The sequence below is a fragment of the Dietzia sp. CW19 genome (assembly GCF_014145265.1).
GTDB classification, from domain to species: Bacteria; Actinomycetota; Actinomycetes; order Mycobacteriales; family Mycobacteriaceae; genus Dietzia; species Dietzia natronolimnaea.
In genome coordinates this window covers 1-5216 of sequence record NZ_JAALEE010000142.1, presented here as the reverse complement: position 1 = coordinate 5216, position 5216 = coordinate 1, and the positions used below count along the sequence as shown (strand labels likewise).

Sequence of the window (5216 nt, the reverse complement as noted above, 5' to 3'; positions counted from 1 at the left end):
TGTCCTCTACGCCGCGCACGGAGGCTGCACGTTCCCGGGTTGCGCCGCACCGGCCAGGGGGAGCCAGTTCCACCACGTGAAGGAGTGGTCGCGAGGCGGACCCACGACTGTCGCCAATGGCGCGTTGGGCTGTCCCGTGCATCACGCGTTCGTCGGCGACGGCCCGTCGGCGTGGACGACCGTCGCGGACCCGGGCTCGCCTGGTCGCTGCACGTGGCTGCCGCCCGGCGTCGACAGGCTCACCGATGTCTGACCCGGCCCCTGACAGCAGCGCGTCAGCCCCTCCCGGCATCTCGCCGGCGCGGCCGCGCGTCGGGGCGCGCGACGGGTCTGCATGGCGTGTACGAGGTGTGCCGGCGGGCTCGCGCTGTCACAATGCCCTCGTGCCCGATTCCCCCGTATCCGAGACTCTCCCGCCCGAGACCGACGCGCCCACGATTCCGTCCCCGGTGACCGACATGCCCCTGTCGTCCTCCGCTGTGTACGTGGCGGCCCCCGAGGGCGACACCGGGAAGTCGACCGTCGCCCTCGGCCTCCTGCGGATTCTCGCCGGGACCGTACAGAGGGTGGGGGTGTTCCGCCCGGTCACCGTCGCGCCGCGCGTCGTCGATGCCGATGCCGGCACCGGCACGGACACCGAGCCCCCGCGCGACCGCATCGTGGAGATGCTGCTCCAGCACACCACCGTGGACCTCGACTACGAGGACTGCATCGGCGTGACCAACGCCCGCGTCCACGAGGACCGCGACTCGGCGCTGGCGGAGATCGTGGACAGATACCACGTGGTGGCCGGGCAGTGCGATGTGGTGGTGATCCTCGGCACCGACTACACGGGCGTGCCCAGTCCCACCGAGTTCGACTTCAACGCCACACTCGCCGTGAACCTCGGCGCGCCCGTGCTCCTGGTGATCCGCGGCGCCGACCGGACACCAGGGGAGATCGGCACGAACGCCCGGCTGACGCTCGAGGAGCTCAGGGTCGAGCACGCGCACCCGGTGGGGATCGTGGTCAACCGGTGCGACCCCAGCGCGCTGGAGGCCATCCAGGCCGAGCTCGCGCCCCTGGACCTGCCCGCCTGGACGCTGCCGAGCCAGGCCCTGCTCACCGCGCCCACGATGGGGGAGCTGGTGGATGCCGTGGACGGCACCCTCTACTCCGGTGACCCGGCCCTGCTGGACCGAGAGGTCATGGCACTGATGGTGGGCGGGATGACCGGTGAGCGGATCCTGGAGCGGCTGGTGGACGGCATGGTCGTCATCGTTCCCGCTGACCGGACCGACGCCGTTCTCGCTGTGCTCACCGCGCACGGCGCGGAGGGCTTCCCCTCGTTGGCGGGGATGATCTGGAACGGGAGCCTGATGCCGAACGCGGCGATGGATCGACTGGTCCGTGGCATGCGCTCGACGTTGCCGATCGTGTGCACCGACCACGGCACCTACGACACCGCCCGCCTGGCGGCCGAGACCCGGGGACGCGTGTACTCCGGCTCCGGGCGCAAGGTCGAGACGGCACTGAGCCTCATGGAGAAGCACGTCGACACCGAGGAACTGCTCGCCCGCCTGCGTGTGGACACCCCCGACGTCATGACGCCGCAGATGTTCGAGCACCAGCTCCTCGAGCGCGCCCGCGCGGACAAGCGGCACATCGTGCTGCCGGAGGGTGACGACGACCGGATCCTCCACGCCGCCGGCCGGCTGCTGCGCCGGGATGTCGCCGACCTGACGATCCTCGGCGACCCCGAGGCCGTGCAGCGACGCGCGGATGAACTGGGCATCGACCTGTCCGGGGCGCAGGTCCTCGACCCACGCAGCAGCGAGCACGCCGAGCCGTTCGCCCGGCAGTACGCGGAGCTGCGCGAGCACAAGGGCATGACGCTGGACGTGGCCCGCGACCGGATGCTCGACATCTCCTACTTCGCCACGATGATGGTGCACACCGGCCTCGCCGACGGCATGGTCTCGGGCGCCGCGCACACCACCGCGCACACCATCCGACCCGCGCTGGAGATCATCCGGACGAGGCCGGGCGTGAAGACCGTGTCCAGCGTGTTCCTCATGTGCCTCTCAGACCACGTCCTGGCGTTCGGCGACTGCGCGGTCGTCCCCGCCCCGACCGCCGAGCAGCTCGCCGACATCGCGTTGTCCTCCGCCGAGACCGCGTCCCGGTTCGGTGTGGACCCGCGAGTCGCGATGCTGTCTTACTCCACGGGCGACTCGGGCAGCGGAGCGGACGTCGACAAGGTGCGTGAGGCCACCGAGATCGTGTGCGCACGGATCGCCGCGGCCGCGGAGGGGGACCCGATGGCGGACCTCGTGGTGGACGGACCGCTGCAGTTCGACGCCGCCGTCGACCCGACGGTGGCCCGCAAGAAGATGCCGGACTCACCGCTGGCCGGCCGGGCCACCGTCCTGGTGTTCCCCGACCTCAACACCGGCAACAACACCTACAAGGCCGTGCAGCGCACCGCCGGCGCCGTCGCGATCGGGCCGGTACTGCAGGGGCTCCGCAAGCCCATCAACGACCTCTCCCGCGGCGCGCTGGTGGAGGACATCGTCAACACGGTCGCCATCACCGCCGTTCAGGCGCAGGGTGCAGGCGTTCAGGCGCAGGGTTCAGGCGTTCGGGCGCAGGGTTCAGCAGTTGAGGCTCAGGGGACCGCCGGCGCCCGCGAGGGCGAGTCGTGACCCGCGTCCTCGTCATCAACTCCGGCTCCTCCTCGCTCAAGCTGCAGATCCTCGACACCGCGCTTGACTCCGAGCTGGCGTGGGCGTTGGTCGAGCGCATCGGCGAGCCCGTCGGAACGCTGACCGTGCGGCGCGGTGACCTGGCCGGTTCGCCGGGTGGGGAGCGCAGCGTGGAGGCGGCGGTCCCAGACCACACCGTGGCGCTCAGCCGGGTGCTGGAGCTCGCGGGCGAGCTCGGCGCCCACCCCACCGACCTGGGGGTCGAGGCGATCGGTCACCGGGTGGTCCACGGCGGGCCGGACTTCCACGATCCGGTCGAGGTCACACCCGAGGTGGAGGCGGGTATCGAGAAGCTCGAGCTGCTGGCGCCGCTGCACAACCCCGCCAACCTGCGCGGGATCCGCGTGGCCCGCGAGCTGCTGCCCGGCCTGCCGCACGTGGCGATGTTCGACACCGGGTTCTTCCACACCCTGCCCGCCGCGGCTCACACCTACGCGATCGACCGCGCGGTGGCGAGCAGATGGGACCTGCGCCGATACGGCTTCCACGGCACCAGCCACGAGTTCGTCTCTCGCCGCACCGCCGAGATCCTGGGTCGGCCGTACGACGAGCTCGATCAGATCGTGCTGCACCTCGGCAACGGGGCGTCGGCCTCAGCGATCGCCGGCGGGCGGGCGGTCGACACCTCCATGGGCCTGACTCCGCTCGAGGGCCTGGTCATGGGCACGCGTCCCGGCGACCTCGACCCCGGTCTGATCATCCACCTCATCCGCGACCGGGGCATGTCGCCCGAGGACGTCTCCACCCTGCTCAACCGCAGGTCGGGGCTGGAGGGGTTGGCGGGCGCCCGCGACTTCCGGGAACTGCTCGCACGGGTCGATGCCGGCGACGACGACGCCGTGCTCGCCTACGAGGTGGTGATCCATCGACTGCGTCGCTACATCGGCGGCTACTGGGCGGTTCTCGGCGACGTCGGGGCCATCACGTTCACCGCGGGAGTGGGCGAGAACGTCGCCCGCCTGCGTGCGGACGCCCTGTCCACTCTCGGTGGCTGGGGGGTGGAGATCGACCCGGAGGCCAACGAGAACGGTTCAGGGGAACGCGTCATCTCGACGCCTGGCAGCCGGGTCACGGTTCTGGTGGTGCCGACCGACGAGGAGCTGGCGATCGCCCGGGCGTGCGACAGGGTCCTGGGGCTGGGGGAGTGACAGGGACACCTTTACCTAAGAACGTCCTTACGCTTACAGTGGGGGCCACCCCCCGGGCCTCAGCCCGGTCCTGACGAAGCTGGTCGATGCCGAAGCACCCACGATCTCCGCGTGTCACCGAGCCCGCCCGCGATACGCGGCCCGGCCGGTCGCGAGGTCGTCGGACGGTGGGGTTGATCCCGGTGGCTCTCGCGACGGCGGTCACCCTGGTGCTCGGCGGGGCATCCGTCGCCCGCGCCATCACCGCCGCGCCACTGGACGCGCACACCGACCTGGAGTTCTCGCTCGACGGCTCCACCTGGACGGATGCACCTGACCTCGTCCTGGGATCGTGGGGGTGCGACCTCGCCGGCGGGCCCGCGCTCTCCGACCCGGAGGGCGCGATCGGCGGGACCCCCGAGGTGGACCCGTGCTCGATGTCGCCGGGAGAGTCGATCGACCGGACCTACCACGTCCGCAATGCCACCGACACGGGCCGAACCGGGCGGTACGCCGTGGGGATCGGCGACTATCTGGTCTCGGGCGCGGCCGAATTCGACGTCAGCAGCACCATCACCGGCGCCGTCGGCTCCGATTCGCGGACCGTGACCCTCTACGGTGCCGACACCCCCCGGTCAGCCGATTCCCCGGCCCGCGGCACCACGGTCGCGGCACTCGATCTCGCACCCGGCCAGACGGCGAGGGTCGTCGACGAAGTATCGGTACCCCGCGACGTGGAGAACTACGCGCAACGCCAGAGCGTGAGTCCGATGATCTGGGTGTCGTTCACCGACATCGGGGTCGTGGACACCGACGGTGACGGCCTGCCGGATCTCGTCGAGGACCAGCTCGGCACCGACCCCACCGACCCGGTCAACCGACTTCCCGACGGCACGATCGGGCGATCCTTCGGGCCCGAGCCGTTCCTGCCGCGCACGCCCGAGGGGGCCGTGCTCGCGGTGGACGCCTCGACTCTGCCGCCGGGCCTGCGGCTCGAGGACGGCGTCCTGGTGGGCACCCCGTCGAGGGCCGGGACCTATGACGTCGAGTTCACCGTCACCCTGCCCGACGGTGCGACGTACACCTCCGTCCGACGCCTGGTGATCCGGCCCGCGTCGGGCGGCGGGTCCGCGGACCTACCGGACGTCATCTGGCCGGTGGTGATCGTCGGGGTGATCGGGCTCATCCTGGGGCCGGGGCTCGGGTCCCTGGGGGGCTCGATCGGCGGGTCACTGGGCGGGTCGCAGGGCGGGTTGCCCGGCTGGCCCTGGAACGGGTCCGCCGGCGGTTCCAGCGGCGGGTCGGCCGGATCCGGTTCCGTCCCGGCCGCTCCCGTCACGTCAAC

General features: G+C 71.5%; 4 protein-coding genes. All 4 read left to right on the top strand.

Annotation, left to right across the window (positions count from 1 at the left end):
* On the top strand, positions 1–253 hold a 253-nt coding region (locus G6021_RS17870; RefSeq protein WP_347238917.1), incomplete at its 5' end, for an HNH endonuclease signature motif containing protein.
* Between the two features lie 205 nt (positions 254–458).
* Positions 459–2684, top strand: a complete 2226-nt coding sequence (gene pta / locus G6021_RS05065) for a phosphate acetyltransferase (RefSeq protein ID WP_187700453.1) — start codon at positions 459–461, stop codon at positions 2682–2684.
* Positions 2681–3892 (top strand): acetate/propionate family kinase, encoded by a 1212-nt coding sequence (locus G6021_RS05060; RefSeq protein WP_182640777.1) that lies wholly within the window; start codon positions 2681–2683, stop codon positions 3890–3892. Before pta ends, G6021_RS05060 begins: the two co-directional genes overlap by 4 nt.
* 182 nt (positions 3893–4074) lie before the next feature.
* On the top strand, positions 4075–5216 hold a 1142-nt coding region (locus tag G6021_RS17865), incomplete at its 3' end, for a thrombospondin type 3 repeat-containing protein (protein WP_347238916.1).

Bases quoted from the DNA above. Each gene is read 5' to 3' on its own strand.
- pta (WP_187700453.1), top strand. From the start codon at position 459: ATGCCCCTGTCGTCCTCCGCTGTGTACGTGGCGGCCCCCGAGGGCGAC.